The sequence below is a fragment of the Modestobacter versicolor genome, assembly GCF_014195485.1.
Lineage (GTDB): Bacteria > Actinomycetota > Actinomycetes > Mycobacteriales > Geodermatophilaceae > Modestobacter > Modestobacter versicolor.
The window spans coordinates 3927600-3954115 of record NZ_JACIBU010000001.1; the positions used below are offsets into that span (position 1 = coordinate 3927600).

Sequence of the window (26516 nt, forward strand, 5' to 3'; positions counted from 1 at the left end):
CGCGCAGTACCGTCAGCGCCGTGGGAAGAGTCACCAGCCGCACCCCGGTGCTGCGCATCCGCGGACCCGTGCACACCCGGCGTCCGGACACCGTCGCGTCCGAGGAGCCGCTGGAGATCCGGCTGAGCGGGAGGCCGCTGGCGGTGACCATGCGGACCCCCGGTGACGACTTCGACCTGGTGCACGGGTTCCTGGCCACCGAGGGCGTGATCACCTCCGCCGCCGACATCGCCGGGCTGCGCTACTGCAACTCCGTGGACGACGAGGGCCGCAACACCTACAACGTGGTCGACGTCGACCTGGCGCCCGGCGTGGAGGCCCCGGACACCGCGCTGGACCGGAACTTCTACACGTCCAGCTCGTGCGGCGTGTGCGGCAAGGCGAGCATCGACGCGATCCGCACCAAGACCGCCTTCGATGTCGCCGGTGACGCCACCCGGCTGACCCTGGAGACGCTGCTGGCGCTGCCCGACCGGCTGCGCGCCGCCCAGCAGGTGTTCGACAAGACCGGCGGGCTGCACGCCGCCGGGCTGTTCACCGCCGCCGGCGAGCTGGTGGCGCTCCGCGAGGACGTCGGCCGGCACAACGCCGTGGACAAGGTCGTCGGTGACGCTGTCCGCGAGGGCCGGGTGCCGCTGGCCGGGCACGTGCTGATGGTCAGCGGGCGCTCGTCGTTCGAGCTCACCCAGAAGGCCGCGATGGCCGCGGTGCCGGTGCTCGCGGCGGTCTCCGCGCCGAGCTCGCTCGCGGTGGAGCTCGCCCAGGAGGTCGGCATCACCCTGATCGGCTTCCTGCGCGGCGACGGGTGCAACGTCTACACGCACCCCGAGCGGCTGGTGCTGCCCGACCAGCTCAGCTGACCGCCCCGTGGTCGCCGCCGCGGAGCTGGCTGACCACGTGGGGGAGCAGCGGGCCGAGCACGGCCAGACCGTCGCGCACGCCGCCGGTGGACCCGGGCAGGTTGACGATCAGCGTCCGTCCGGCGGTGCCCGCGACGCCGCGGGAGAGCACCGAGGTGGGCACCGTCGCCTCGCCGTACCGCCGGACGGCGTCGGCGATCCCGGGCGCCTCCCGCTCCAGCACCGCGCGGGTCGCCTCGGGGGTGACGTCGGTGGGGGAGAGGCCGGTGCCGCCGGTGGTGAGGACGACGTCGGCGCCGGAGGCGACCGCCTCGCGCAGCACCTCGGCCAGCGACTCCACCTCGTCGCGGCAGACGTGCGGGCCGTCGACGGTGAACCCGAGCTCGGCCAGCCCCTCGGCGAGCGCCTGGCCGCTGCGGTCGGGGTAGACCCCGGCCGAGGCCCGGTTGGAGGCGGTGACGACGACGGCGCGGGCGTCGGCCGGCAGGGCGGAGGTCATCGGACCCAGTCGCCCTTCTTGCCGCCGGACTTCGCCAGCAGCCGGACGTCGGTGATGCACGCCCGCGGGTCGACCGCCTTGACCATGTCGATGACGGTGAGCCCGGCGACGGCGACCGAGGTCAGCGCCTCCATCTCCACCCCGGTGCGGTCGGCGGTGCGGGTGGTGGCGGTGATCTCCACGGCGTCGTCGGCGACCTCGATGTCGACGGTGACCCCGTGCAGGGCGATCGGGTGGCACAGCGGCACGAGGTCCGGGGTCCGCTTGGCGCCCATGATCCCGGCGATCCGGGCGACCGCGATCGCGTCGCCCTTGGGCACGCCCGCCCCGCGCAGCAGGGCGACCACCTCGGGGCTCACCAGCACCCGGCCGGCCGCCGTCGCCACCCGGTCGGTGACCGTCTTGGCGGTGACGTCGACCATCCGGGCGGCGCCGGTCTCGTCGACGTGGGTCAGTCGGGCCTCGGTCATTGCAGAGCTCCTTCGACCAGGACGACGGACACCTCGGCGCCGGCGGGCAGCTCGGTGACGTCCTCGGGGACGACGACCAGGCAGTTGGCGCGGGCCAGGTGCGCGACCAGGTGCGAGCCCGGCCCGCCGACCTGGGTGACGACCTCGCCGTCGAACCGCCCGCGCAGGAACTGGCGGCGGCCGGCGGGGGAGCGCAGCGCCGCGGTGAGCCGCGCGGTGGTGCGCAGCCGGTCGGGGGCGGCGTGCCCGAGCGCGCGGCGCAGCGCGGGGCGGACGAACACCTCGAAGGAGACGAACGAGCTCACCGGGTTGCCCGGCAGCGTGACGACCGGGACGCCGTCGACCGTGCCGGCGCCCTGCGGCCCGCCCGGCTGCATCGCCACCTTGGTGAACTCCACGGTGCCCAGGCCGCGGAAGGCGTCCTTGACCACCTCGTAGGCGCCGGCGCTCACCCCGCCGCTGGTCACCAGCAGGTCGGCGGTCGCCAGCTCGGCCCGCACGGTGGCGAGGAACTGGTCGACGTCGTCGGGGACGAAGTGCAGCGTGCGGGCCTCGCCGCCGGCCTCGGTGACCGCGGCGGCCAGCAGCACCGAGTTCGACTCGTAGATCTGCCCCGGCTGCAGCGGGAGACCGGGCTCGACCAGCTCGCTCCCGGTGGACAGCACCAGCACCCGCGGGCGCCGGCGCACCGGCACCGAGGCGTGCCCGACGGCGGCGGCCAGGCCCAGCTGCGCCGCGCCGAGCGCCGTCCCGGCGGGGAGGGCCAGCTCACCGGCGCGGATGTCCTCCCCGGCGTGCCGCAGGTGGGTGCCGGCGTCCGGCGAGCCGGTGATCGTGACGACGTCGGTGGCGCCGTCGGTGCGCTCGACCGGGACGACGACGTCGGCGCCTTCGGGCAGCGGGGCGCCGGTCATGATCCGGTGCACCGTGCCGGGCTCCAGCCGCGGGACGTCGGTGCGGCCGGCCGGGATGTCGGCGGCGACGGGCAACCACACGGGCGCGGACTCCGACGCAGCACCCACCTCGGCGTGCCGGGCGGCGTAGCCGTCCATCGCGGAGTTGGCGAAGCCGGGCAGGGAGACCAGCGCGGGCAGGTCGTGCGCCACGACCCGGCCGGCGGCGGCGGTCAGCGGCACCTCCTCCACCGGGAGCCCGGACAGCAGCGCGCCCACGACGGCCTGGTGTTCCTCGACGGTGCGCACGGGCCCATCCTCACCGATGCGCCGGCGGGCCGGAACGGTGGAGCCCCGCGGAAGGGTGCGCGACGCAGCGTCACCGGGCAGGGTGTGCTGCGTGATCAACCCCGGGAGCCCTGCGGTCGTCGTCGGCCAGGTGGGCCGGGACCTCGTGCTGGAGATCGACCGGCTGCCCCGTGGCGGGCGCAGCACCACCGTCCACCGGCGGCGCGAGCTGCTCGGTGGCAGGGGCGCCCAGCAGGCGGTCGCGCTGGTCCAGCTCGGCTGCCCGGCGGCGGTGGTCGGCGTCCTGGGCGACGACCCGGCCGGTGACCAGGTGCTCGCCCAGGCGGTCGCTGACGGGCTGTGGATCTCCGGCATCGCCCGCCGCCCGGTGCCGACGGCGCTGCTGGTCGACCTGGTGGAGCCCGGCGGCACCCGGCGGCTGCTGGAGGAGGCGCCCGGCCCGACGCTGCTCACCGCGGCCGACGTCGCCGCGGCGGCCCCGCTGCTCGCCCGGGCCGGTGCGGTCGTGCTCCAGCTGGAGCAGCCGGGGGAGGCGGTGCGGGCAGCGCTGGCCGCCACCGGGCGCGGCGCCCTCCGGGTGGCCGACGGGGCCCCGCCGGACGCCGGCACCCGGGAGGCGCTGCTGGCCTCGGTCGACGTGCTGCGCGCGGACGCGGTAGAGGCGGGGCTGTGGGTGGACGGCGAGCTGGGCGGGCTGGACGACGTCCGGGCCGCTGCCGAGGAGCTGTGCGCGGCCGGGCCACGGGTGGTGAGCGTGGCCACCGGCGAGGACGGCGACCTGACGGTGTGGCGGGAGCCCGGCGGCCGGCTCCGCGAGGAGCTTGTGCCGCTGCTGGCCGACGACCCGGCCGACCCCACCGGCGGCGACCCGGTCGTCGCGGCCCTCACCGTGGCGCTGCTCCGCGGCGCGGACCCGGCCACCGCGGCGTGGGAGGCCGGTGCGGCCGCGGCCCTCACGGTGCCCGGCACCGGCGGGCGGCGCCGGCTGGACCCGGCCGAGGTGGGCCGGCTGGCCGAGGAGGGCCGGCGACGTGGCGGTGCCCGCCGCCCGGCCGCGCGTTAGCGTCTCCGACGCAGACGACGGCGCGAGGAGGGGCACGTGACGGAGATCGACCGGATGCTGGCGGCCAACGAGGCCTGGCTGGGGCAGTTCCCCGGCGACCTGCCGGTGGCGCCGGCCCGCAAGGTGGCCGTCGTCGCGTGCATGGACTCCCGCATGCCGCTGTTCGGCCTGCTCGGCCTCGAGGTCGGCGACGCGCACGTGATCCGCAACGCCGGCGGCGTGGTCACCGAGGACACCCTGCGCTCGGTCGCGATCTCCCAGCACCTGCTGGGCACCCGCGCGGTGGTGCTGGTGCACCACACCGACTGCGGGCTGCAGAAGTCGACCGACCAGGACTTCGCCGACCTGGTGGAGCGGACGACGGGGCACCGCCCGCCGTGGCCGGCCCGCACCTTCACCGACGTGGACGCCGACGTCCGGGAGTCGATGCGGACGATCCGCGAGACCCCCTACCTGCTCAGCACCGAGGTGCGCGGCACGGTGTACGACGTGGCCAGCGGGCGGTTGCGCGAGATCAGCTGACCCGGGCGCGGGCGGGGCGGGGTCTGCCGGCTGGTATCGTGCTCGGTTGGTGCGCGACGCCGGTTGGTGCGCGCGCGTCCGGGGCTCCCGATCTCGTCGGGCCCGCCCAAGTCTCCCGTGCTCGGTGAGGCGATCCCACCAGCCACCCGCCCCATGACGAAGGACAGTGAGCCTCGTGCGCACGTACTCCCCCAAGCCCGGTGACATCACCCGGGCCTGGCACGTCATCGACGCCACCGACGTGGTGCTCGGTCGACTGGCCAGCCAGACCGCGATCCTCCTGCGCGGCAAGCACAAGCCGCAGTTCGCGCCGCACATCGACGCCGGCGACTTCGTCGTCATCGTCAACGCGGGCAAGGTGGCCCTCACCGGCTCCAAGCGCGACTCCAAGATCGCCTACCGGCACTCGGGCTACCCGGGCGGTCTGCGGGCGATCAACGTCGGCGACGAGCTGAAGACCCGCCCCGACCGCGTCATCGAGCGCGCCGTCAAGGGGATGCTGCCGCACAACACGCTGGGCCGGCAGATGCTCTCCAAGCTCAAGGTCTACGCCGGGCCTGAGCACCCGCACGCCGCCCAGCAGCCCCAGACCTTCGAGATCAAGCAGGTGGCCCAGTGACCAGCGCACTGACCGTGACCGACGCCGACGGGCGTCCCATCCAGACCGTCGGCCGCCGCAAGGAGGCCATCGTCCGGGTGCGCCTCCTCCCCGGCACCGGCCAGTTCAAGCTGAACGGCCGCACCATCGAGGAGTACTTCCCCAACAAGGTGCACCAGCAGCTCATCCGTGAGCCGTTCGTGATCCTGGAGAAGGCCGAGCAGTACGACGTCGTCGGCATCCTGCACGGTGGCGGCGTGAGCGGTCAGGCCGGCGCGCTGCGCCTGGCGATCGCCCGGGCCCTCATCGAGGTCGAGCCCGACGACCGCCCCGCGCTGAAGAAGGCCGGCTTCCTCACTCGTGACGCCCGCGTCACCGAGCGCAAGAAGTACGGGCTGAAGAAGGCCCGCAAGGCCCCTCAGTACTCCAAGCGCTGACGGGTCGGGTCCGCGTCCTTCCATGGGTCGCCTCTTCGGGACCGACGGCGTCCGTGGTCGGGCCAACGCCGACCTGACGCCCGAGCTGGCCCTCTCGGTCGCCCGTGCGGCGGCCAGCGTCCTCGCCGACCGCGACGGGACCTCGCGTCCCGTCGCGGTCGTCGGCCGTGACCCCCGCGCCAGCGGGGAGATGCTCGAGGCCGCCGTCGTGGCCGGCCTGGCCAGCGCGGGCGCCGAGGTGCTGCGGGTGGGCGTGCTGCCCACGCCGGCGATCGCCCACCTGACCGGCCGCACCGACGCCGACCTCGGCGTGATGCTCTCGGCCAGCCACAACCCGATGCCGGACAACGGCATCAAGCTGTTCAGCCGCGGCGGGCACAAGCTGCCCGACGCCGTCGAGGCCGCCATCGAGCAGCGGGTCACCGGGCGCGACGGTGTCGACCACCGTCCCACCGGCGGGGGCATCGGCCGGGTCCGCGACCTGGCCGGGGCCGCCGAGGACTACACCGCCCACGTGCTCTCCGCCCTGCGGGAGCCGCTGCGCGGGCTGCGCGTCGTCGTCGACTGCGCCCACGGCGCCGCCTTCCGCTGCGCCCCCGAGGTCTACCGCCGGGCCGGTGCCCAGGTGCACGTCATCGGTGGCGAGCCCGACGGCTGGAACATCAACGACGGCATCGGCTCCACCCACCTCGGCCCGCTGATCGACGCCGTGGCCCGGCACGGGGCCGACATCGGCATCGCCCACGACGGGGACGCCGACCGCTGCCTGGCCGTGACCGCTGACGGCGACGTCGTCGACGGTGACGTGATCCTGGCGATCTGCGCCCTCGCGCTGCACGAGAGCGGCAACCTCACCGACCAGACCGTCGTCGCGACGGTGATGAGCAACCTCGGCTTCCACCACACGATGCGCCAGGCCGGCATCGCGGTGCAGACGACGGCGGTCGGCGACCGCTACGTGCTGGAGGCGCTGCGCTCCCGCGGGCTGTCCCTCGGTGGCGAGCAGAGCGGCCACCTGGTCTTCCTCGACTGGGCGACCACCGGCGACGGGCTGCTCACCGGCCTGGCGCTGCTGTCCCGGATGAGCTCCACCGGCGCCTCGCTGGCCGAGCTGGCCTCGGTCGTGCACCGGCTGCCGCAGACGCTGGTCAACGTGCCGGTCACCGACCGGCTCGCGGTCGCGGAGAGCGAGGAGGTCGCCGCGGCGGTCAACGCCGTGGAGGCCGAGCTCGGCGACTCCGGCCGGGTGCTGCTGCGCCCCTCCGGCACCGAGCAGCTGGTGCGGGTGATGGTCGAGGCGCCCACCCAGGAGCAGGCCGACGCCGTCGCCGCCCGGCTGGCCGAGGTCGTCGCCGCCACGCGCTGACGACCCGCCCCCCTCCTGCGGGTGAGGTCGCCGGCCCCCGACCGCCGGTATCCTCGGTCGAATGTGCGGCATCGTGGGGTACGTCGGCCCGCAGGACTCGTTGGACGTCGTCCTGGAAGGGCTGCGCCGGTTGGAGTACCGGGGCTATGACTCGGCCGGGATCGCCGTCCTGGCCGACGGCGGGCTGAGCACCGCCAAGAAGGCCGGGAAGCTGGCGAACCTGGAGAAGGAGCTGGCCGAGGAGGCGCTGCCGCCCTCGACGCTGGGCATCGGGCACACCCGGTGGGCCACCCACGGTGGGCCGACCGACCGCAACGCCCACCCGCACGTCTCCGCCGACGGCTCCGTCGCGGTCATCCACAACGGCATCATCGAGAACTTCGCCCCGCTGCGCGCCGAGATCGAGGCGACCGGGGTCGAGTTCAGCTCCGAGACCGACACCGAGGTCGTCGCCCACCTGCTGGCCGCCGAGTACCCGCGGACCCCCGAGGGCCCGGGCCGGCTCGCCGAGGCGATGCGCGCGGTCAGCCGCCGGCTCGAGGGCGCGTTCACCCTCGTCGCGGTCCACGCCTCCGAGCCCGACACGCTGGTCGCCTCCCGCCGCAACAGCCCGCTCGTGGTCGGGGTCGGTGACGGCGAGTACTTCGTCGGCTCGGACGTCGCCGCGTTCATCGCGCACACCCGCAACGCCCTCGAGCTGGGCCAGGACCAGGTCGTCGAGCTGCACCGGGAGCGCGGCGTCACCGTCACCGACTTCACCGGCACCGTCGTCGAGCCCACCGCCTACAGCGTCGACTGGGACGCGGCCGCGGCGGAGAAGGGCGGCTACGACTGGTTCATGCTCAAGGAGATCGCCGAGCAGCCGCGGGCGGTCGCCGACACCCTGCTCGGCCGCCTCGGCGAGGCCGGCGAGCTGGTGCTGGACGAGGTGCGCCTCTCCTACGAGGACCTGCGGGGCATCGACAAGGTGTTCGTCGTCGCCTGCGGCACCGCCTACCACGCGGGCCTGATCGCCAAGTACGCCATCGAGCACTGGACCCGCATCCCGGTCGAGGTGGAGCTGGCCAGCGAGTTCCGCTACCGCGACCCGGTGCTGGACCGCTCGACCCTGGTCGTGGTCATCAGCCAGTCCGGCGAGACGATGGACACCCTGATGGCCCTGCGGCACGCCAAGGAGCAGAAGGCCCAGGTGCTGGCCATCTGCAACGCCAACGGGTCGACCATCCCGCGCGAGTCCGACGCCGTGCTCTACACCCACGCCGGCCCCGAGGTCGCCGTCGCCTCGACCAAGGGCTTCCTGACCCAGGTCGTCGCCTGCTACCTGGTCGGCCTGTTCCTCGCCCAGGTGCGCGGGGTCAAGTACGCCGACGAGGTCGCCGCGATCGTCGAGGACCTGCGCGCGCTGCCCGACGCCGTGGCCACCGTGCTGGAGAGCATGGAGCCGGTGCGCGAGCTCGCCCGCTCGCTGGCCGGGGAGAACACCCTGCTGTTCCTGGGCCGGCACGTCGGCTACCCGGTGGCCCTGGAGGGCGCGCTCAAGCTCAAGGAGCTCGCCTACATCCACGCCGAGGGGTTCGCCGCCGGCGAGCTCAAGCACGGTTCGATCGCGCTGATCGACCAGGGCACGCCGGTCGTGGTCGTCGTCCCGTCGCCGCGCAGCCGCGGGTCGGTGCACGGCAAGGTCGTCAGCAACATCCAGGAGGTGCGGGCCCGCGGGGCGCGCACCATCGTGATCGCCGAGGAGGGCGACGAGGACGTCGTCCCCTACGCCGACCACCTGATCCGGGTGCCGCGGACGCCGACGCTGCTGGCGCCGGTGGTCACCACCGTGCCGCTGCAGGTGCTGGCCTGCGAGATCGCCGCCACCCGGGGCCTGGACGTCGACCAGCCGCGCAACCTGGCCAAGTCCGTCACCGTGGAATAAGGACCTCGTTGCCCCCCACGGCTCGCTCCGCTCGCCGCGGGACCCTGCAACGAGGCCGTTCCAGCACGTCGCCATGCCACTGACAGACTGGGTCGGTGATCATCGGCGTCGGCATCGACGTGTGCCCGATCGAGCGGTTCGCCGCCTCCCTGGAGCGCACCCCCGGGCTCCGCGACCGGCTGTTCACCGCGGCCGAGCAGGTGACCCCCTCCGGTGCCGAGCGCACCGGGGAGTCGCTCGCCGCGCGGTTCGCCGCCAAGGAGGCGCTGGCCAAGGCGCTCGGGGCACCGGGCGACCTGCACTGGCACGACGCCGAGGTGACCGTCGGCGAGCGGGGCCGCCCGCACCTGGTGGTGCGCGGCACGGTCGCCCGCCGGGCCACCGAGCTCGGCGTCACGTCCTGGCACGTGTCGTTGAGCCACGACGGGGGCATCGCCTCCGCCGTGGTCATCGCCGAGGGTGGAGTGCACCCGCAGGGCCGGCAGCACCTGTGATCGACCTCTACACCGCGCCCCAGGTGCGGGCCGCCGAGCAGGCCGCGATGGCCGGCCTGCGCCCCGGGGTGCTGATGCAGCGCGCCGCCACCGGGCTGGCCACCGTCTGCCTCGGGCTGCTGGGCCGGGCGCACGGCGTGCGGGTGGTGCTGCTGGTCGGGTCCGGTGACAACGGGGGCGACGCGCTGCTCGCCGGCGCCCTGCTGGCGTCCCGCGGCGCGCAGGTGACCGCCGTGCTGCTGGCCCCCGACCGGGCGCACGCCGCGGGGCTGGCCGCGCTGCGGCGGGCCGGTGGCCGGGTGGCCGCCGGCGGGGAGACCGGGTTGGAGCGGGCCGACCTGGTGCTCGACGGGATCGTGGGCATCGGCGGGTCCGGCGGCCTGCGCGACGACGCGGTGCAGCTGGTGCGCGCGGCGACCGCCGGCCCCGGGCTGCTCGTCGCCGTCGACGTGCCCAGCGGGGTCGCGGCGGACACCGGGGACGTGCCCGGTGCGGCGTTCCCCGCCCAGCACACGGTGACCTTCGGCGCGGTGAAGACCGGGCTGCTGGTAGGCGCGGGCCGGCAGCACGCCGGCACCGTGCACCTGGTCGACATCGGGCTGGCCGATCACCTGCCCGACCCCGACGTCCGGCAGCTCACCGACGCCGACGTCGCCGTGCACCTGGAGGCCCCCGGCCCCGAGGACGACAAGTACTCCCGCGGGGTGGTCGGCGTCATCGCCGGCTCGGCCGGCTACCCCGGCGCCGGCGTGCTGTGCACCGGTGCCGCGCTGCGCACCCGGCCGGGCCTGGTCCGCTACGCCGGCACCGCCGCCGAGGGCGTCCGCGCCGCCTGGCCGGAGGCGATCGTCACCTCCGGGCGGCCGGGCGACGCCGGGCGGGTGCAGGCCTGGGTGGTCGGCCCCGGCGCAGGCACCGACGACGCCGCCCGCAGCGTGCTCGCCGAGGTGCTGGGCACCGACCTGCCGGTGGTGGTCGACGCCGACGCGCTCACCCTGGTGGCCAGGCACCGGCAGCTGGTCGGCGACCGGACGGCGCCCACCCTGCTCACCCCGCACGACCGGGAGTTCGCCCGGCTGTTCGGCGACGTCGGCCCCGACCGGGTCGCCGCCGCCCGCCGCGGGGCGGCCGACCTCGGGTGCACCGTGCTGCTCAAGGGCGACGCCACGGTGGTCGCCGACGCCGACGGCACCGCGTACGTCAACGGCACCGGCACCCCGTGGCTGGCCACGGCGGGCACCGGTGACGTGCTGGCCGGCGTCCTCGGGGCCGTGCTGTCGACCGGGGTGCCGCCGGGGGAGGCCGCCGCCGTCGCCGCCCACGTGCACGGCCGGGCCGGGCAGCTGGCCGCCGAGGAGGGCCCGCTGATCGCCGGTGACCTGGTGCGGCACCTGCCGCGGACCATCGCCCGGCTGCGCGGCAGCGCGGGCTGAGCCCGGCCGCCTGGGAGAGTGGGGACCGTGACGACGGTGGAGCAGGGGATCGGCAGCCGCGCCGAGGTGGTCGTCGACCTGGACGCGATCGCGGCGAACGTGGCCGCGCTGCGCGAGCGGGTCGGCCGGCCGCTCATGGCGGTCGTGAAGGCCGACGCCTACGGGCACGGCCTGGTGCCCGCCGCCCGGGCCGCGCTGGCCGGCGGCGCCGACGCGCTCGGCGTGACCGTGCTGGAGGAGGCGCTGGCGCTCCGCGCGGCGGGGGTCACCGCCCCGCTGCTGTCCTGGCAGCACGCGCCGGGTGAGGACTACGCCGCCGGGCTGGCCGCCGACGTCGAGATCTCGGTCAACGCGGAGTGGGCGCTGGCCGAGCTGGTCGCCGCGGCCCGCGCCACCGGGCGCACCGCCCGGGTGCAGCTGTTCGCCGACACCGGGCTGTCCCGCGAGGGCGCGACCCCCGAGGCCTGGCCCGGGCTGGTCGCCGCGGCGACGCGCGCCCAGGCCGACGGCGACGTCGTCGTCACCGGGCTGTGGAGCCACCTGGCCTACGCCGACGCGCCCACCCACCCCACGATCGGTGCCCAGGTGCGGGTCTTCGAGGAGGCCGTCGCGCTCGCCCGGCGGGCCGGCCTGACCGAGGCCCGGCGGCACCTGGCCAACTCCGCCGCCACCGTGGCGCTCCCGGAGACCTGGTGCGACATGGTCCGGCCCGGCGTCGCCGTCTACGGCCTGGACCCGCTGGGCGGCGACCCCGCGCCCTACGGGCTCCGCCCGGCGATGACCGTGCAGGCGCGGGTCGCGCTCACCAAGCGGGTGCCCGCCGGCACCGGGGTCTCCTACGGGCACACCTACGCCACGCAGGCCGAGACCACCCTGGCGCTGGTGCCGGTCGGCTACGCCGACGGCGTGCCGCGCGCCGCCGGCAACCGCGCCCCGGTGCTCGCCGCCGGTGCCCGGCGCACCATCGCCGGGCGGGTCTGCATGGACCAGTTCGTGCTCGACGTCGGCGACGACGAGATCGCCCCCGGCGACCCGGTGGTGCTGTGGGGCCCCGGCGGGCAGGGCGAGCCGACCGCGCAGCAGTGGGCCGAGGCGCTGGACACCATCCACTACGAGCTGGTCACCCGGGTCGGCGGGCGGTTCTCCCGCCGGTACGTCGGGTCGGCCGGGGTGGTCCGGTGAGCCGGGGCGACCACGGGCCGCACCACCTCGGCCGGACGGCGGGGCTGATCGGCGCCGCGGTCGGCCTGGCCGCCGCCGGGACGGCGATCGGGGTGGCGGTCACCCGCTCGGCCACCTCCGCCGTCCGGGCCAACCAGCTGGCCGGGCAGGCCGGCGACGACGGCCGCGAGGTCGCCGACGTCCCGGCCCGCGAGCTGCGCCAGCAGGACCCGCTGGGCTCGGCGAGCCGCAGCGCGGACCGCAGCGCCCTGGTGCACACCGACGACGGGGTGCTGCTGGCGGTGGAGGAGATCGGCCCGCTGGACGCGCCGCTGACCGCCGTCTTCGTGCACGGCTACGCGCTGTCGATGGCGTCCTGGACCTTCCAGCGCCGCGACCTGGGCGCCCAGCTGGCCACCGCCAACGGGCACCGGCCCAGCGCGCGGCTGGTGTTCTACGACCACCGCGGGCACGGCGCCTCCGGCCGCGGCGACGCCGAGCACGCCACCATCGACCAGCTCGCCGCCGACCTCGAGGTGGTGATCGACGCCCGGGCGCCCCGCGGGCCGGTGGTGCTCGTCGGGCACTCGATGGGCGGGATGACCGTGCTCACCCTCGCCCAGCGGCGGCCGGAGCTGTTCGGCACCCGGATCGCCGGCGTCGCCCTGGTCTCCACCTCCAGCGGCAACCTCGCCGACCTCGACTTCGGACTGCCGCAGCTGCTGACCCGGGTGCGCGCGGCGGTGCTGCCGGTCGCGGCGTGGACGATGCGCCGCCGTCCGGCCCTCGCCGAGCACACCCGCAAGCTGGCCAAGGGCATCGTCTCGGCGGCCACCTGGTCGCTGTCGTTCGCCTCCACCGACGTCGACCCCGCGCTGGGCCGCTACGTCGACGCGATGATCGGCGGCACCCCGGTCGACGTGATCGCCGAGCTGTACCCCGCCATCGCCGGGCTGGACGCGAGCGGCGCCGTCGAGCCGCTGCGCCGGGTGCCCGTGCTGGTGCTCACCGGCGACGCGGACAAGATGATCCCGATGCAGCACAGCGAGCGGATCGCCGGCGAGCTGCCGGACGCCGAGTTCGTCGTCGTCCCCGGCGCCGGCCACCTGGTGCTGCTGGAGAAGCCGGAGCAGGTGACCGCCGCGCTGGGCGAGCTGATCCGCCGGGTCGCCGCCGAGCAGGGTGCCCGCAGCGCGTGACCCGCTGAGCCCGGGTCGTAGGGTGCTGGCGTGGCCGCCCTCCGACCGCCCCGCCTCGACGCGGCCGCCGACGAGGTGGCCCGCACCGCCGCGGCGGCGCCCGACTGGGGTGCCCTCGCCGAGGTCGCCCGGTCCTGCGTCGCCTGCCCCGAGCTCGCCGCCACCCGCCAGCACGTCGTCGTCGGCGACGTCCCGGCGACCGGCCGGCCGCGGCTGGTGGTCGTCGGCGAGGCGCCCGGCGCGACCGAGGACGAGACCGGCCGGCCGTTCGTGGGCAGGTCGGGTGCGCTGCTGGACCAGCTGCTCGGCCAGGCCGGCCTGGACCGGGCCGACTGCGCGGTGCTCAACATCGTGAAGTGCCGGCCGCCGGGCAACCGGACGCCCAGGTCGCCGGAGGTCGCCCGCTGCAGCGGGTGGCTGCGCCGCCAGCTCGACCTGCTCGACGCCCGGGTGGTGGTGGCCCTCGGGCTGTCCTCGGCGAAGTTCTTCCTCGGGCCGCGCACGGTGCTGGGCGAGGTGCGGGGCCGGCCGCACGAGGTCGACGGCCGGGCGGTCTGGGTCACCTACCACCCCTCCGCGGCCATCCGGTTCGGCCCGAACGGGGCGCCCCGCGCGGCGCTGCTGGCCGACCTCACCGCGGTGGCGGGCACGCTGTGAGGCGCGAGCAGGAGCTCCCCACCGTCGCCGACACCCAGGCGTTCGGCCGGGAGCTGGCGCAGCTGCTGCGGCCCGGCGACCTCGTCGTCCTGGCCGGACCGCTGGGGGCCGGGAAGACCGCCCTCACCCAGGGCATCGGGGCGGGCCTCGGCGTGCCCGGCCCGGTCACCTCGCCCACCTTCGTGCTGGCCCGGGTGCACCGCGGCGGCCGGGTCCCGCTGGTGCACGTGGACGCCTACCGGCTGTCGGGCATGGCCGACGTCGACGACCTGGACCTGGACGCCACCACCGACGAGGCGGTGACCGTCGTGGAGTGGGGCCACGGCCTGGTCGAGCAGCTGGCCGACGAGCACCTCGTCGTCGAGCTCGACCGCCGGGACGACGACGTGCGCACCGCCCGGCTGGTGCCCGTGGGCCCCGGCTGGGAGCAGCGGCTGGGCGACGGCGCCGGCTGACCTGCGCGACGGGGGCGGTTGACGGCCGGAGTGAGCCAGGTCACGATCCTCGGGACCCGGCTCCGGCCCGAGAGGTGCACCGTGACACCGACGAGGACGCGCATCCCGGCCTGGATCGGGGGGCTGCTGCTCGCGCTCGGCCTGCTGGTCCCGGTCTCCGCCGGCACCGCCCAGGCCGCCCCGCCGGGCGCCGGGAGCGGGCACGGCCCGGCGACGATCGAGCCGGTCATCGACGCCAACTTCCCCGACCCCGACGTGCTGCTGGTCGACGGCGTCTACCACGCCTACGCGACCAACTCCGAGGGCCAGAACGTGCAGCACCGCACCTCGCGGGACCTGGTGCACTGGCGTCCGCAGGCCGACGTGCTGCCCACGCTGGGCGACTGGGTGGGGGAGTGCAGCTTCGCGCCCGGCGGTGCCACCGACCGGTGCATCTGGGCGCCCGAGGTCTCCGCCGTCCCGGGCGGCGGATACGCGCTCTACTACACCGCGCGCGACGAGCTGGCCCCGCGCCAGTGCATCGGGGTCGCGCTGTCGGCGTCCCCGGACGGCCCGTTCGCGCCGGTCGGCGACCAGCCGCTGGTGTGCCCGGACGGCACGCGCGGCACCACCGACCTGGGCGGCGCCATCGACGCCGCGACCTACACCGAGGACGGGCAGCTGTACCTGCTCTGGAAGGCCGACGGCAACTGCTGCCCCGGGCTGACGGCGATCATCTTCCTGCAGTCGCTGTCCGCCGACGGCACCACGCTCACCGGGCCGCCGCAGGAGCTGATCCGCCGCGACCGGCCCTACGAGGGCAACGTCGTCGAGGCGCCCACGCTGGTGGAGCGGGGCGGCGTCTACACGCTGATCTACTCGGCCAACGACTTCGGCGGTGGTGGCTACCGGACGTCCTACGCGACCTCGTCCAGCCTGACCGGCCCGTACACCAAGGCGACGACCGAGCTGATGACCACCGACCGGTTCCGGGGTGACGTGCGCGGCCCGGGCGGGCAGGACGTGGTGCCCACCCGGCGGGGCGGGACGGCGATCGTCTTCCACGGCTGGGACCCGACCTACAGCTACCGGGCCATGTACCTCAGCGGGCTGGAGTGGTCGGCGGACGGCGTCCCGTCGGTGACGGCCGCGGGCGACCGGTACCAGGCCGAGGACGGCGTGGTCACCCACGCCACCGTCGTCGCCGACCCCACCGCCTCCGGCGGGGCTGGGGTCGGCGGGATGGACCTCCCCGACAGCTCCGTCACGCTGCAGGTCACCGCCGACCGGTCCGGGCCGGCGACGCTGGCGATCCGCTACGCCAACGGCTCCACCGACGCCACCGGCCGGGTGCTCGCCACCGACCGGGTCACCGTGAACGGCCGGGACGCCGGCGTGGTCACCTTCGCACACACCACCTGGGGCAACTGGCAGCTGGTCGAGCACGGCGTCCGGCTGCAGCGGGGGGTGAACACGGTCACCCTGACCCGGGGCACCGCCTCCGCCGAGCTCGACGCCGTCGACGTCCACCCGGGGCGGCCGACGTCGCCACCGATCGGCCCGACGACGGACCCCGCGGACGCCACCCGGTACGAGGCCGAGGACGGCGAGATCACCAACGCCAAGATCCGCGAGGACGCCACCGCGTCCGGCGGTGCCGTGGTCGGCGGGCTGGACCTCGCCGACAGCTCGGTCACCGTGCAGGTGCACGCCGAGCGGGGCGGCCGGGCGACGCTGGGCATCGTCCACGCCAACGGTTCCGAGCGCGGCGGCTGGCCGCTCGAGGCGACCCACACCGTCACCGTTAACGGCCGGGACGCCGGGGTGGTCACCTTCGCCCACACGACCTGGGGCAACTGGACGACCGTCGAGCACGAGGTCCGGCTGTCCCGCGGCTGGAACGCCGTCACCCTCACCCGGGCGACGTTCTTCGCCGAGATCGACGCGGTGGACGTCTCCTAGCCGACCCGCCCGAGCACGCCCCGCAGCAGCGCCGCCAGCTCGGCGGGCGCGGACAGGAAGGGGGAGTGCCCGGTGTCCATCCGCAGCACCGTGCCGGCGTGCCCGGACATCGCCTCCTGCGCCGGCACCGGGATCGCCTGGTCCTGCTCGCACACGACGTAGGTGCTCGGCAGCTCCCGCCAGGCGGCGCGGCTCAGCGGCTGGGTGACCGAGCTCGTCGACTGCAGGCCGATCCGGGCCACCGCCCGGGCGGTCAGCTCCGGGGGCACCCCGTTGTAGAAGACCGCCTCCGGCGTCGTCACCTGCACGTGGGTCGGTTGCACCCCCTGCCAGGACGGCACGGCGCCACCCAGGCTGCCCACCAGCGACTCGCCGACGTCGAGCTGGAAGGCGCACAGGTACACCAGGTGGGCCACGCCCAGCTCGGCCGTGGCCGCCTCGGTGACCGGGATGCCGCCGTAGGAGTGCCCCACCAGGACGACGGGTCCCTCGACCCCGGCGAGCGCGGCCCGGACGGCGTCCGCGTCGGCGGTGAGGTCGCCGAGCGACTCGGGGTCGGGGCCGGAGCTGGGCAGCGCGACCGTCACGACGTCGACGTCGGGCAGCTCGTCGACCACGGGCTGCCAGCACCACGGACCGTGCCAGGCGCCGTGGACCAGGACCAGGGTGGGGGGCATCGGGTTCCTGTCGTCGTGGGGCGGGGCCGGGGGAGTCGATCAAGTCCACCGGCCGGGCGCAAGACCCGGGCGCGCCCAACTACGCTGGCCTCCCGTGCTCGTCCTCGCGCTCGACACCGCCACCCCGACCCTCGTCGTCGGCCTGGCGCGCTGGTCCGCCGAGCAGGGCACCGAGGTGCTCGCCGAGCGGGCCGTGGCGTCGGGCAACCGGCACGCCGAGCTGCTCACCCCCGCCGTCCGGGAGGTGCTGGCCGAGGCCGGGGTGGCCATGCGCGAGCTGGACGCCGTGGTCACCGGCCTGGGCCCCGGGCCGTTCACCGGGCTGCGGGTCGGCGTCGTCACCGCCGCGGCGCTCGGTGACGCCCGCGGCCTGCCGGTGCACGGTGTCTGCTCGCTGGACGCGGTCGGCGACGGCGCCCGCTCGGTGGTCACCGACGCCCGGCGCAAGGAGGCCCACTGGGCCGTCTACGACGCCGACGGGCAGCGCGTCGCCGGCCCGGGCGTCGACCGGCCCGAGGACGCCCCGGTCGTCGAGCCGGTGGTGGGCGACGTCCGCTTCGCCGAGCGGCTGGGCCGGGACGTCGCCGCCGCCGAGGTGACGACGGCGGGGCTGCTGCGGGCGGCGGCCCCGCTGTTCGGGTCGACCCCCGCACCGCTCGAGCCGCTGTACCTCCGCCGTCCGGACGCCGTGCCCTCGGTGACCCGCAAGCCGGTGTCGCAGTGACCGTGCGGCTGCGCGAGATGACCCGCGACGACCTCGACGCGGTGATGCGGCTGGAGGAGGAGCTCTTCGCCCCCGACACCTGGACCCGGTCGATGTACCGGGAGGAGCTGGGGATGCGCGACACCCGCCACTACCTGGTCGCCGTGGACGACGCGGACGCCGTGGTCGGCTACGCCGGGCTGATCGCCTACCCCGAGGAGGCGCACGTCGCGACGATCGGGGTGTCCGGCGCCCGCCAGGGGGAGGGGATCGGCGGCACGCTGCTGGACGCCCTCCTCGCCGAGGCCGACCGCCGGACCCCGGTCGTGCTGCTCGAGGTGCGGGCCGACGACGAGCCGACCCAGGCCTTCTACCGCCGCCGCGGCTTCGTCGAGATCGGGCGCCGGCCGAACTACTACCCGTTGAGCGGCGCCGACGCCGTGGTGATGCGCCGGGAGGTGCTTCGTTGAGCGGACAGGGAGTGAGCATCGCAGCGAGGTCTGCGAGCGGGGCGCGGAGCGACCGCGGGAGCGGGTCATGACGTCGAGCGAGCCGCTGGTGCTGGGGTTCGAGACCTCCTGCGACGAGACCGGCATCGGCCTGGTGCGCGGGCAGACGCTGCTGTCCGACGCGCTGGCCACGTCGATGGCCGAGCACGAGCGCTTCGGCGGGGTGGTCCCGGAGATCGCCAGCCGGGCCCACCTGGAGGCGATGGTCCCGACGGTGCACCGGGCGCTGGCCGAGGCGGGGGTGACCCTGGACGACGTCGACGCGGTGGCCGTGACCGCCGGGCCGGGCCTGACCGGGGCGCTGCTCGTCGGCGTGGCCGCGGCCAAGGCCTACGCGCTGGCCCTCGACGTCCCGCTGTACGGGGTCAACCACCTGGCCGCGCACGTCGCCGTCGACGAGCTGGAGCACGGCCGGCTGGCGGAGCCGTCGATCGCGATGCTGGTCTCCGGCGGGCACAGCTCGCTGCTGCTGGTGCCCGACCTCGCCCAGGACGTGCAGGAGCTGGGCCGCACGATCGACGACGCGGCCGGCGAGGCCTTCGACAAGGTCGCCCGGGTGCTCGGCCTGCCGTTCCCCGGCGGCCCGCCGATCGACCGGGCCGCCGCCGACGGCGACCCCGGCTCGATCCCGTTCCCGCGCGGCCTGACCGGCCCGCGGGACGCCGCCTACGACTTCTCCTTCTCCGGCCTGAAGACGGCGGTCGCCCGCTGGGTCGAGGCGCGGGAGCGGGCCGGCGAGCCGGTGCCGGTCGCCGACGTCGCCGCCGCGTTCCAGGAGGCGGTCGTCGACGTGCTCACCGCCAAGGCCGTGCGCGCCTGCCGCGACCACGGCGTCGACCACCTGGTGATCGGCGGTGGGGTGGCGGCGAACTCCCGGCTGCGCGCGCTGGCCCAGCAGCGCTGCGACGCCGCCGGCATCGTGCTGCGGGTGCCCAGCCGCCGGCTGTGCACCGACAACGGCGCGATGGTCGCCGCGCTCGGCTCCCGGCTGGTGGCGGCCGGGGTCGCGCCGTCCGCGATCGAGCTCGGCGCTGACAGCTCGCTGCCGATCGAGGTCGTCTCGCGCTGACCCGGTCGGTCTTCCGGCAGGCGGACATGCCTGGCCGTGCACGTGTCGGGTGCGTCACAGTGCAGCCATGAGGACCACGGCGGCGGTCATCCGCGAGACGGGCAAGCCCTTCCAGATCACCGAGCTGGAGCTCGACGAGCCGCGCACCGGCGAGGTGCGGCTCCGGTTCGTCGCCTCGGGCATGTGCCACTCCGACGAGCACCTGCGCACCGGTGACTCCGTCGCCCGGCTGCCGATGGTCGGCGGGCACGAGGGCGCCGGCGTCGTCGAGGCGGTGGGCCCCGGGGTGACCCGGGTGGCGGTCGGCGACCACGTCGTCTGCTCGTTCATCCCCGCCTGCGGGGTGTGCCGCTACTGCTCGACCGGGCGGCAGAACCTCTGCGACCAGGGCGCGCAGATGGCCACCGGCATGCTCGCCGACGGCAGCTTCCGCTTCCACGACGACGACGGGACCGACCTGGGCGGCTTCTGCATGCTCGGCACGTTCTCCCAGCGCGCCGTGGTGTCCCAGGCCTCGTGCGTGCGCATCGACGAGGACATCCCCTTCGAGGTGGCCGCCCTGGTGGGCTGCGGGGTGCCGACCGGCTGGGGGGCGTCGGTGTACGCCGCGAAGGTCGCCGCGGGCGACACCGTGGTCGTCTTCGGCGCCGGCGGCGTGGGCAGCAACGCGGTGCAGGGCGCGCACTTCGCCGGGGCGAAGAACCTGGTCGTCGTCGACCCGGTGGCCTTCAAGCGCGAGAAGGCGATGGAGTTCGGCGCCACGCACGTCTTCCCGGACGCGGCGTCGGCGCACGAGGCCGTCGTCGACATGACCCGCGGGCAGCTGGCCGACCACGCCGTCATCACGGTGGGCGTGCTCGACGCCGACGTCGTCCGGCAGGCCACCGCGATCGTCGGCAAGGGCGCGCAGGTGACGGTGACCTCGGTGGGCCGCAGCACCGACGAGCAGATCCAGCTGGCCGCCAACGGGGGCGTGGTGGGCTACCAGCGCAACATCCAGGGCCACATCTTCGGCATGTGCAACCCGCTCACCGACATCCCGAAGCTGCTCGGCCTCTACCGCAGCGGGCACCTCAAGCTCGACGAGCTGATCACCCGCCGGTACCCGCTGGACGAGGTCAACCAGGGCTACCAGGACCTCGAGGACGGGAAGCTGATCCGCGGCGTCATCGTGCACGACAGCTGACCGCGCCCGGCCCGCCTACCCGGCTGCGGCCGGTGGCCCGCACACGAGCACGGTGGGGGCGCCCGCCACCCGGGTGACGACGACGACCGCGCTCTGCTCGCCCGGGCCCCGCAGCTGCCGGGCCAGCGCCTCCGGCTCGATGGGGGAACCGCGCTTCTTCACGGTCACCCGGCCGACGCCGGCCGCGCGGAGCAGCGCCTTGAGCTTCTTGAGGTTGAACGGCAGCACGTCGGTGACCGGGTACGAGGTGACCCACGGCGACGGCGCGGGGGAGTCGCTGGTCAGGTAGGCGATGGTCGGGTCGACGAGGGTGGCGCCGAGCTGCTCGCCGACCAGCGCGACCAGCCCGGAGCGGCTGACCGCCGGGTCGGGCTCGTGCAGCCAGCCGCGCACCGGACCGTCGGGGGCGGTACCGGGGTCGGTGCCGGCGGTCAGCTCGGCCACCGCGCCGTCCCGGCCCACCACCGTCGCCCGCCGCCAGGTCGCCGACAGCGCCCGGCCCCACAGCACGGCCTCCACGATCGAGCCGCCGACCGACACCCACTCCGCCTCGACGCCGGCGGGCACCCGGTCGTGGTCCAGACCGGGCGCCACCTTGACCACGCACCGCGGGACCCGGTCTAGCAGCGCCTGCACCGTCGACCACGGCGGGGACCAGCGGTCCGGGTCGAGCAGCCGGCGGCCCCCGGCCCGGCGGGCGGGGTCGAGCACGGCGGCGTCGCACCCGGCCACCCGGCCGTCGGCCGCCGCGGCCACCAGGTCGACGACGTCGGCGTCGCGGACCTCGACCCCGGTCAGCCCCAGCGCCGCGGTGTTGAGCGCGGTGAGCTCGCGGGCGACCGGGTCGCGGTCGACGGCGACCACCCGGGCGCCGGCGCGGGCCAGCGCCACGGTGTCCGTGCCCGCCGCGCAGCCCAGGTCGGCCACCGACCCGGCGCCGTCGGCCAGCAGCCGGTGCGCCCGCCGGTCGGCCAGCACCGGGCGGCCGGCCTGCTCGAGGGTGTCGCCGGTGAACAGCAGCCGGTCGGCGTCCGCGCCGAACACCGGCCGCGCCTTCTCCCGCTGCCGGGCGATGCCCCAGGCCGGGCCGGCCAGCTCGACGCCCACCTCGGCGCGCAGCCGGCTCAGCGCGGCGACCGCGTCGATGCGGGCGGCCAGCAGCCCGGCGGCCCGGCTCAGCGCCGCCGCGCCGGCCGGGGTCGCCAGCGACCGCAGCTGCCGCACGGTCTCGGCGGCCTCCTCGCTCCCGGTGGGCACCCGCACAGCCTGGCCCATCACCCTCGGGAGGTGGCACCGGGGACCCGGTTGAGCGGCTGGCACTCTGGTGGGTAGAGTGCCAATCGACACGGGTCGGGGCTGACCCCCGCGACGGCAGGTCCGACCCCCGTGCCACAGCATCAGCACCACCTGAACCATCCACTGAGAGCCCGTCCGACACCGAAGGGGGCGTCACGACGTGACGACCGCTACCAAGGTCAACATCAAGCCGCTCGAGGACCGCGTGGTCGTCCAGGCCAACGAGGCCGAGACCACCACCGCCTCCGGTCTGGTCATCCCGGACACCGCCAAGGAGAAGCCCCAGGAGGGCACCGTCATCGCTGTCGGCCCCGGCCGCGTCGACGACAACGGCAACCGGGTCCCGCTCGACGTGAACGTCGGCGACGTGGTCATCTACTCGAAGTACGGCGGCACCGAGGTGCGCTACGGCGGCGAGGACTACCTCGTCCTCTCCGCGCGCGACCTGCTCGCCGTCGTGGAGAAGTGACCTCGCTCCACCGCTGAACACCAGCACGTCAACCGCCCCGGCGACCCGAACCACCGGGTCCCGGGGCGGTCGTCGTCTGCCCCCGCACCCCCGAGAACTCTCCTGAGAGGTCTGGCAATGGCCAAGATCATCCTGTTCGACGAGGACGCCCGGCGCGCCCTCGAGCGCGGCGTCGACAAGCTCGCCGACGCCGTCAAGGTCACCCTCGGCCCCCGCGGCCGCAACGTCGTCATCAACAAGAACTTCGGCGCCCCGACGATCACCAACGACGGCGTGACGATCGCCCGGGAGATCGAGCTCGAGGACCCGTACGAGAACCTCGGCGCCCAGCTCGCCAAGAACGTCGCCACCAAGACCAACGACGTCGCCGGTGACGGCACCACCACCGCTACGGTGCTGGCCCAGGCGCTGGTCCACGAGGGCCTGCGCAACGTCGCCGCCGGCGCCAACCCGATGGCCGTGGGCCGCGGGATGCGCGCGGCCGTCGACGCCGTGCACGAGGCGCTGGACAAGGTCGCCATCCCGGTCGACGAGCGCTCGGCCATCGCCGAGGTCGCCACCATCTCCGCCCAGGACGCCGAGGTCGGCGAGCTGATCGGCGAGGCGATGGAGCGGGTCGGCAAGGACGGCGTCATCACCGTCGAAGAGGCCAACGGGATGACCACCGACCTCGACGTCACCGAGGGCGTGCAGTTCGACAAGGGCTACCTGTCGCCGTACTTCGTCACCGACAACGAGTCGATGGAGGCCGTCCTCGAGGACGCCCTCGTGCTGCTCGTGCAGGGCAAGGTCAGCGCGCTGGCCGACCTGCTGCCGCTGCTGGAGAAGGTCCTGTCGACCGGCGGCCGCCCGCTGCTGATCGTCGCCGAGGACGTCGAGGGCGAGGCGCTGTCGACCCTGGTCGTCAACTCCATCCGCAAGACCATCAAGGTCGTCGCGGTGAAGTCGCCCTACTTCGGCGACCGCCGCAAGGCGTTCATGGCCGACCTCGCCGTCGTCACCGGCGGCCAGGTGGTCAGCGAGGACGTCGGCCTGTCCCTGGACTCCGTGGGCCTCGAGGTGCTCGGCACCGCCCGCCGGGTCTCGGTCACCAAGGACGACACCACGCTGGTCGACGGCGGCGGCACGTCCGAGGGCATCTCCGACCGGGTCGCCCAGATCCGCCGCGAGATCGAGGCGACCGACTCCGACTGGGACCGCGAGAAGCTGCAGGAGCGGCTGGCCAAGCTGGCCGGCGGCATCGCGGTCATCCGGGTCGGTGCGGCCACCGAGGTCGAGATGAAGGAGAAGAAGCACCGGATCGAGGACGCCATCGCCGCCACCCGCGCTGCGGTGGAGGAGGGCGTCGTCCCCGGTGGCGGCTCCGCCCTGGTGCACGCGGCCAGCGCGATCGACGCCCTGGACCTCACCGGCGACGAGCTGGTCGGGGCCCGGTCGGTGCGCAAGGCGATCGACTCCCCGCTGTCGCTGATCGCCTCCAACGCCGGCTTCGAGGGCCCGGTCGTCGTCGGCCGCGTCCGCGAGCTGGGGATCGGCCAGGGCTTCAACGCCGCGACCGGTGAGTTCGGCGACCTGGCCGCCCAGGGCGTCATCGACCCGGTCAAGGTCACCAAGGCCGCGCTGGCGCACGCCGTGTCCATCGCCGCCATGGTGCTCACGACCGACTCGGCCATCGTGGAGAAGCCCGCCGAGGAGGAGTCCGACGGCGGGCACCACACCCACGGCCACTCGCACGGGCACGGCCACAGCCACTGATCGAGGACCCCGCTGCCCCCCCACCGCTCGCGCGCTCGCGGCGGGCCCCTGCAGCGGGGCCGTTCCAGTCGCTCACCACGTCCGCCCCCGTCACCGCATGGTGACGGGGGCGGACCCGTCCCGGAGGTGCATGATCCTGTCCCCCGGGAGGGGCAGGACGAGCAGGGCGGCGCTCAAGGTGCCGCCCCCGGTGCCGATGGGCAGGTGTGCCAGACGTGGAGATCGATGTCCAGCGCACGGTTGTCGGTGACCCCGACGCCGCGCTGCTGACCGCGACCCTCGACGAGCTCGAGCGGCTCTCCCGGTTCGACCACGACCTCGCCGGCGGGCGCGCGCAGCAGGTTGTCGCCGCCGCCGCCGAGCAGGGGCTGACCGAGCTGGAGCTGCGCGGCCGGCTGGTGCAGGCCGACGTGGCGCGCCGCCGCGGCGACGTCGCCGCGGCCGGCCGGGTCGCCCAGGAGGTGCGCCGCTGGGCCACCGACCGCGGCTCGCCCCACCTCCTCGCCCGCAGCCACTTCCTCCTCGCCGCCGTCTTCCAGGAGCTGGGTGACCTCTCCCTGGCGCTGGAGCACGCCGTCCAGGCCGTGGACCTGCTCGGCGAGGGGGCGCACCCGGCGCTGCGGATCGACCACCTGGCCCGGATGGCCGACTGCCTCGGACTCCAGGGCGACCTCGGCGCGCGCGAGCGCTACACCGAGGTGCTCGAGCTGGCCGAACGGCTCGGGGACGTCGACCGCCAGCTGCTGGTGCTGAACAACCGCGCCTACGTCGAGACCCTCGCCGGGGAGTACGACACGGCGCTGGTCCTGGCCACCCGGCTGCAGGCGCTCGCCGCCGAGCACGGCGTCGCGCTGAGCATCGGCCGGCTGGACACCGTCGCCCGCGCGCTCATCGGTATCGACCGGCTCGCCGAGGCCGAGGAGGTGCTGCTGCCGGGGCGCAGCCCGGAGGTCCTCGACGCCTCCCCGGACGGCGACGCCGGTGCCGACTTCCTGCTCACCCTCGCCGAGATCCAGCGCCGCCAGGGCCGGGTGCGGCAGGCCCAGGAGACCCTCGAGGAGTGCGTCCGGCGCTGCGACCAGCACGGGCTGACCTCCATCCGGGTGCGCGCACGGCGGGAGCAGGCCGAGCTGCACGCCGCCGGCCAGGACTTCCGGGCGGCCTTCGAGGAGCACAAGCTCTACGCCCAGGAGGCGCTGGACCTGCAGTCGGCGCAGCGCGACGCCCGGGCGCGGGCCCTGCAGGCGATGTACGAGACGACGGAGGCCCGCCGGCAGAGCCGCCGCTACCGCGAGCTGTCGCTGCGCGACCCGCTCACCGGCCTCTACAACCGCCGCTACGTCGACGAGCAGCTCCCGCGGCTGCTCGGTGACCTGCCCGGGGCGGTCCGCGGCCGCACGGCCGCCGTCACGGTCGCGCTGCTCGACCTCGACCACTTCAAGGCCGTCAACGACACGTACTCCCACGAGGTGGGGGACGAGGTGCTCCGCACGATCGGGGAGCTGCTCCTGCAGGCCGGGACGGCGGGCCCCGGCTCCTTCGCGGCCCGGATGGGCGGCGAGGAGTTCCTGCTCGTGCTCGTCGGCACCGAGCCGGCCGCCGCGGCCCGGCAGCTGGACGAGCTGCGCCGGGAGGTGGCCGGGCAGCCCTGGTCCGACGTCGTCGCCGGCTTGGCGGTCACCGTCAGCGTGGGGGTGGCCAGCACCGTCGGCGTCCGCGACCCCGCCCCGACCGACCTGCTGAGCCGCGCCGACGCGCACCTGTACCGGGCCAAGAGGCTGGGCCGCGACCGGGTCGTCAGCGACCTCGACTGACCCGCACACACCGAGAGGGCCGGTCCGACGTCTCGTCGGACCGGCCCTCTCGGTGTGCGTCGGCGGGTGGAGGCCTCCCGCCGGTGGTTCAGACCCCGGCAGCGATCGCCGCGGGCTCCGCGGCGATCAGGCGCGCCCGCTCTTCCTCGCTCATGCCGCCCCAGACCCCGTAGGGCTCGCGCACGGACAGCGCGTGCCGCAGGCAGGAGTCGAGGACGGGGCAACGTCCGCAGACGGCCTTCGCGGCGGCCTGGCGCCGGGCCCGGGCCGGCCCCCGCTCGCCGTCGGGGTGGAAGAAGAGCGACGTGCTCTCGCCCCGGCAGGCGCCGTGCAACTGCCAGTCCCAGACTTCGGCGACGGGGTTGGGCAGTCGGCGGATGTCAGCCATTGGACCTCCTCGGCTCGGGTGCACCGGGGGGTCTGCCCGGTCACTTCTGGGCCGATGCCCGCTGCTTCTGGGGCGCAAACACCGCCGTCCGCTTTCGGGCTGCGAGATCGCCCGCGGTGTGCTGGTCGCACTCACGCGGTGGCACCCGCCCCGCGGAGCCTCACCCGGCGGGGTGACGGACGCTGTCCAGCAGCTACCGAGGGCATCAAGGTGATCACAGGGAGTGCCGACCACGAGTGGTGTGGGGGACACCCGACACCCGTCCGGGACACCGGTCGAGGTCGGCGCTCCCAGGAGCGGGTGACCAACCCGCTCCGGACACCCGCCCGGGCGACGCCCGGTCGGCAGGTCGCCGGCTCGCTGCCGGCG

The 26516-nt window shown here is 75.4% G+C and carries 27 protein-coding genes; 21 read left to right on the forward strand and 6 right to left on the reverse strand.

Going from position 1 to position 26516, the window contains the following annotated elements; genetic code table 11:
* Positions 1 to 20 precede the first annotated feature (20 nt).
* Positions 21 to 860, forward strand: coding sequence for a formate dehydrogenase accessory sulfurtransferase FdhD (fdhD, locus tag FHX36_RS19265; RefSeq protein ID WP_110554124.1), 840 nt, complete (start codon positions 21 to 23; stop codon positions 858 to 860).
* Here fdhD and FHX36_RS19270 read toward each other — a convergent pair.
* From FHX36_RS19270 to moeA, 3 genes are read right to left on the reverse strand one after another with little or no spacing between them, the layout of a single operon-like run.
* Positions 853 to 1359 carry a MogA/MoaB family molybdenum cofactor biosynthesis protein gene (locus FHX36_RS19270; RefSeq protein ID WP_110554125.1) on the reverse strand — a complete coding sequence of 169 codons (507 nt, stop codon included), beginning with the start codon at positions 1357 to 1359 and terminating at the stop codon, positions 853 to 855. The genes fdhD and FHX36_RS19270 overlap by 8 nt on opposite strands.
* Positions 1356 to 1829: a cyclic pyranopterin monophosphate synthase MoaC gene (gene moaC, locus FHX36_RS19275; protein ID WP_110554126.1), complete on the reverse strand. Its 474-nt coding sequence runs from the start codon at positions 1827 to 1829 to the stop codon at positions 1356 to 1358. The genes FHX36_RS19270 and moaC overlap by 4 nt, the downstream gene beginning before the upstream one ends.
* Positions 1826 to 3031, reverse strand: a complete 1206-nt coding sequence (gene moeA, locus FHX36_RS19280) for a molybdopterin molybdotransferase MoeA (protein WP_110554127.1) — start codon at positions 3029 to 3031, stop codon at positions 1826 to 1828. The genes moaC and moeA overlap by 4 nt, the downstream gene beginning before the upstream one ends.
* Positions 3032 to 3122: 91 nt before the next feature.
* Between moeA and FHX36_RS19285 the strand changes: the two genes are divergently transcribed.
* From FHX36_RS19285 to FHX36_RS19345, 13 genes are all read left to right on the forward strand, one after another.
* Positions 3123 to 4094 (forward strand): PfkB family carbohydrate kinase, encoded by a 972-nt coding sequence (locus tag FHX36_RS19285; protein WP_221202968.1) that lies wholly within the window; start codon positions 3123 to 3125, stop codon positions 4092 to 4094.
* A gap of 36 nt (positions 4095 to 4130) precedes the next feature.
* The gene (locus FHX36_RS19290) at positions 4131 to 4616 is read left to right on the forward strand and encodes a beta-class carbonic anhydrase (protein WP_110553633.1); all 486 of its coding nucleotides are present in this window, start codon (positions 4131 to 4133) and stop codon (positions 4614 to 4616) included.
* Between the two features lie 175 nt (positions 4617 to 4791).
* Positions 4792 to 5235, forward strand: coding sequence for a 50S ribosomal protein L13 (gene rplM / locus FHX36_RS19295; RefSeq protein WP_110553635.1), 444 nt, complete (start codon positions 4792 to 4794; stop codon positions 5233 to 5235).
* A complete protein-coding gene (gene rpsI / locus FHX36_RS19300) occupies positions 5232 to 5651 on the forward strand; it encodes a 30S ribosomal protein S9 (protein ID WP_110553632.1) in 420 nt (139 codons plus the stop codon). The genes rplM and rpsI overlap by 4 nt, the downstream gene beginning before the upstream one ends.
* Before the next feature lie 22 nt (positions 5652 to 5673).
* Positions 5674 to 7017: a phosphoglucosamine mutase gene (glmM, locus tag FHX36_RS19305; RefSeq protein ID WP_110553630.1), complete on the forward strand. Its 1344-nt coding sequence runs from the start codon at positions 5674 to 5676 to the stop codon at positions 7015 to 7017.
* 61 nt (positions 7018 to 7078) lie between these two features.
* Complete coding sequence (glmS, locus tag FHX36_RS19310; protein WP_110553629.1) at positions 7079 to 8941, forward strand: glutamine--fructose-6-phosphate transaminase (isomerizing); 1863 nt, start codon at positions 7079 to 7081, stop codon at positions 8939 to 8941.
* 95 nt (positions 8942 to 9036) lie between these two features.
* Positions 9037 to 9435, forward strand: a complete 399-nt coding sequence (locus FHX36_RS19315; protein ID WP_110553628.1) for a holo-ACP synthase — start codon at positions 9037 to 9039, stop codon at positions 9433 to 9435.
* Positions 9432 to 10868 (forward strand): NAD(P)H-hydrate dehydratase, encoded by a 1437-nt coding sequence (locus FHX36_RS19320; RefSeq protein WP_183514025.1) that lies wholly within the window; start codon positions 9432 to 9434, stop codon positions 10866 to 10868. Before FHX36_RS19315 ends, FHX36_RS19320 begins: the two co-directional genes overlap by 4 nt.
* A gap of 27 nt (positions 10869 to 10895) precedes the next feature.
* Positions 10896 to 12050 (forward strand): alanine racemase, encoded by a 1155-nt coding sequence (alr, locus tag FHX36_RS19325; protein ID WP_110554327.1) that lies wholly within the window; start codon positions 10896 to 10898, stop codon positions 12048 to 12050.
* On the forward strand, positions 12047 to 13228 hold the full coding sequence (locus tag FHX36_RS19330; protein WP_110554326.1) for an alpha/beta fold hydrolase: 1182 nt from the start codon (positions 12047 to 12049) through the stop codon (positions 13226 to 13228). The genes alr and FHX36_RS19330 overlap by 4 nt, the downstream gene beginning before the upstream one ends.
* 30 nt (positions 13229 to 13258) lie before the next feature.
* Complete coding sequence (locus FHX36_RS19335; RefSeq protein WP_183514027.1) at positions 13259 to 13885, forward strand: uracil-DNA glycosylase family protein; 627 nt, start codon at positions 13259 to 13261, stop codon at positions 13883 to 13885.
* A complete protein-coding gene (gene tsaE / locus FHX36_RS19340) occupies positions 13882 to 14340 on the forward strand; it encodes a tRNA (adenosine(37)-N6)-threonylcarbamoyltransferase complex ATPase subunit type 1 TsaE (RefSeq protein WP_183514029.1) in 459 nt (152 codons plus the stop codon). The genes FHX36_RS19335 and tsaE overlap by 4 nt, the downstream gene beginning before the upstream one ends.
* Positions 14341 to 14421: 81 nt before the next feature.
* Positions 14422 to 16281, forward strand: a complete 1860-nt coding sequence (locus tag FHX36_RS19345) for a family 43 glycosylhydrolase (protein ID WP_220035932.1) — start codon at positions 14422 to 14424, stop codon at positions 16279 to 16281.
* Here the strand turns inward: FHX36_RS19345 and FHX36_RS19350 are convergent.
* Complete coding sequence (locus tag FHX36_RS19350) at positions 16278 to 16958, reverse strand: alpha/beta hydrolase (RefSeq protein ID WP_110552156.1); 681 nt, start codon at positions 16956 to 16958, stop codon at positions 16278 to 16280. The two genes, FHX36_RS19345 and FHX36_RS19350, sit on opposite strands and share 4 nt — an antisense overlap.
* A 94-nt stretch (positions 16959 to 17052) precedes the next feature.
* Here FHX36_RS19350 and tsaB point away from each other — a divergent pair, with 94 nt between their 5' ends.
* The 4 genes from tsaB (at position 17053) to FHX36_RS19370 (ending at position 20425) form a co-directional block, all read left to right on the forward strand.
* Positions 17053 to 17682, forward strand: coding sequence for a tRNA (adenosine(37)-N6)-threonylcarbamoyltransferase complex dimerization subunit type 1 TsaB (tsaB, locus tag FHX36_RS19355; protein ID WP_110552155.1), 630 nt, complete (start codon positions 17053 to 17055; stop codon positions 17680 to 17682).
* Positions 17679 to 18131 (forward strand): ribosomal protein S18-alanine N-acetyltransferase, encoded by a 453-nt coding sequence (gene rimI, locus FHX36_RS19360; protein WP_220035931.1) that lies wholly within the window; start codon positions 17679 to 17681, stop codon positions 18129 to 18131. Before tsaB ends, rimI begins: the two co-directional genes overlap by 4 nt.
* Positions 18132 to 18198: 67 nt before the next feature.
* A complete protein-coding gene (tsaD, locus tag FHX36_RS19365; RefSeq protein WP_110552154.1) occupies positions 18199 to 19239 on the forward strand; it encodes a tRNA (adenosine(37)-N6)-threonylcarbamoyltransferase complex transferase subunit TsaD in 1041 nt (346 codons plus the stop codon).
* A 67-nt stretch (positions 19240 to 19306) separates the two neighbouring features.
* Positions 19307 to 20425 carry an NDMA-dependent alcohol dehydrogenase gene (locus FHX36_RS19370; protein WP_110552153.1) on the forward strand — a complete coding sequence of 373 codons (1119 nt, stop codon included), beginning with the start codon at positions 19307 to 19309 and terminating at the stop codon, positions 20423 to 20425.
* A 15-nt stretch (positions 20426 to 20440) separates the two neighbouring features.
* On the opposite strand, the gene FHX36_RS19375 is transcribed toward FHX36_RS19370, so the two are convergent.
* Entirely contained in the window at positions 20441 to 21682 is a 1242-nt protein-coding gene (locus FHX36_RS19375; RefSeq protein WP_343056666.1) for a THUMP-like domain-containing protein, read from the reverse strand.
* Between the two features lie 199 nt (positions 21683 to 21881).
* Between FHX36_RS19375 and groES the strand changes: the two genes are divergently transcribed.
* The 3 genes from groES (at position 21882) to FHX36_RS23660 (ending at position 25759) form a co-directional block, all read left to right on the forward strand.
* A complete protein-coding gene (gene groES / locus FHX36_RS19380) occupies positions 21882 to 22190 on the forward strand; it encodes a co-chaperone GroES (protein WP_014742799.1) in 309 nt (102 codons plus the stop codon).
* 117 nt (positions 22191 to 22307) lie between these two features.
* Complete coding sequence (groL, locus tag FHX36_RS19385) at positions 22308 to 23945, forward strand: chaperonin GroEL (RefSeq protein WP_110554070.1); 1638 nt, start codon at positions 22308 to 22310, stop codon at positions 23943 to 23945.
* A gap of 215 nt (positions 23946 to 24160) precedes the next feature.
* Positions 24161 to 25759 carry a GGDEF domain-containing protein gene (locus tag FHX36_RS23660; protein ID WP_309147322.1) on the forward strand — a complete coding sequence of 533 codons (1599 nt, stop codon included), beginning with the start codon at positions 24161 to 24163 and terminating at the stop codon, positions 25757 to 25759.
* An 88-nt stretch (positions 25760 to 25847) separates the two neighbouring features.
* Here the strand turns inward: FHX36_RS23660 and FHX36_RS19395 are convergent, their stop codons facing one another.
* Positions 25848 to 26147: a WhiB family transcriptional regulator gene (locus FHX36_RS19395; RefSeq protein WP_246405516.1), complete on the reverse strand. Its 300-nt coding sequence runs from the start codon at positions 26145 to 26147 to the stop codon at positions 25848 to 25850.
* Positions 26148 to 26516: the final 369 nt, after the last annotated feature.